Origin of the sequence: Paraburkholderia sp. Cy-641, assembly GCF_011752945.1 — a bacterium.
In the GTDB taxonomy this organism is placed as follows: Bacteria; Pseudomonadota; Gammaproteobacteria; order Burkholderiales; family Burkholderiaceae; genus Paraburkholderia.
Genome location: NZ_VWWM01000139.1, coordinates 1 through 1,035 on the forward strand (window position 1 = coordinate 1; position 1,035 = coordinate 1,035).

The 1,035-nt window shown below is 64.3% G+C and carries 1 protein-coding gene and 1 pseudogene; both read left to right on the top strand.

Annotated features, from left to right (window positions below; translation table 11 throughout):
• Positions 1-661 (top strand): electron transfer flavoprotein subunit beta/FixA family protein (locus F3J20_RS31705; protein ID WP_167285840.1); only part of this gene is annotated, 661 nt, incomplete at its 5' end.
• 15 nt (positions 662-676) lie between these two features.
• Positions 677-1,035: pseudogene (locus F3J20_RS31710) on the top strand (electron transfer flavoprotein subunit alpha/FixB family protein); the annotation flags it as partial.

A 1,035-nucleotide genomic window follows, 5' to 3' on the forward strand; every position in this document is an offset into this window, starting at 1 on the left:
CGTGAAGATGTCGATGAATCCGTTCGACGAAATCGCGGTGGAAGAGGCGGTGCGCCTGAAGGAAGCGGGCGTGGCGACCGAGGTGATCGCGGTGTCGGCGGGTGTGGCGCAGTCGCAGGAAACGCTGCGCACGGCGCTGGCGATTGGAGCTGACCGTGCGATCCTGATCGAATCGAACGAGGAGTTGCAGCCGTTGGCCGTTGCGAAGCTGCTCAAGGCACTGGTCGACAGGGAGCAGCCGCAACTGGTGATCCTCGGCAAGCAGGCCATCGACGACGATTCGAACCAGACCGGCCAGATGCTCGCCGCGCTCGCGAATCTGCCGCAGGCCACGTTCGCCTCGAAGGTTGTCGTGGCAGACGGCAAGGCCACCGTGTCGCGTGAAGTGGACGGCGGCGCGGAAACGCTGTCGCTGAAGCTGCCGGCCGTCGTGACGACCGATCTGCGCCTGAACGAGCCGCGCTACGTGACGCTGCCGAACATCATGAAGGCGAAGAAAAAGCCGCTGGAAACCGTGAAGCCCGAAGACCTCGGCGTCGATGTCACGCCGCGTCTGAAGACGCTGAAAGTCGCCGAGCCGCCGAAGCGCTCCGCCGGTGTGAAGGTGCCGGATGTGAAGACGCTGGTCGGGAAGCTGAAGACCGAAGCGAAGGTGATCTAAGGGGCGAGGAAAGAAATGACGAATCTTGTAATTGCAGAACACGACAACGCGTCGGTCAAGGCCGCGACGCTGAACACGGTTGCCGCGGCACAGAAGATCGGCGGTGACATTCACGTGCTGGTCGCAGGCCACAACGCGCAGGCCGCAGCGGACGCCGCCGCGAAGATCGCGGGAGTGGCGAAGGTGCTGCTCGCCGACGCGCCGCAACTCGAACAGGGTCTCGCCGAGAACGTCGAAGCGACGGTCGTGAACATCGCGAAGAACTACTCGCACATCCTCGTGCCGGCGACCGCTTCGGGCAAGAACATCGCGCCGCGTATCGCGGCGAAGCTCGACGTCGCGCAGATCAGCGACATCACGGCGGTGGACTCGCC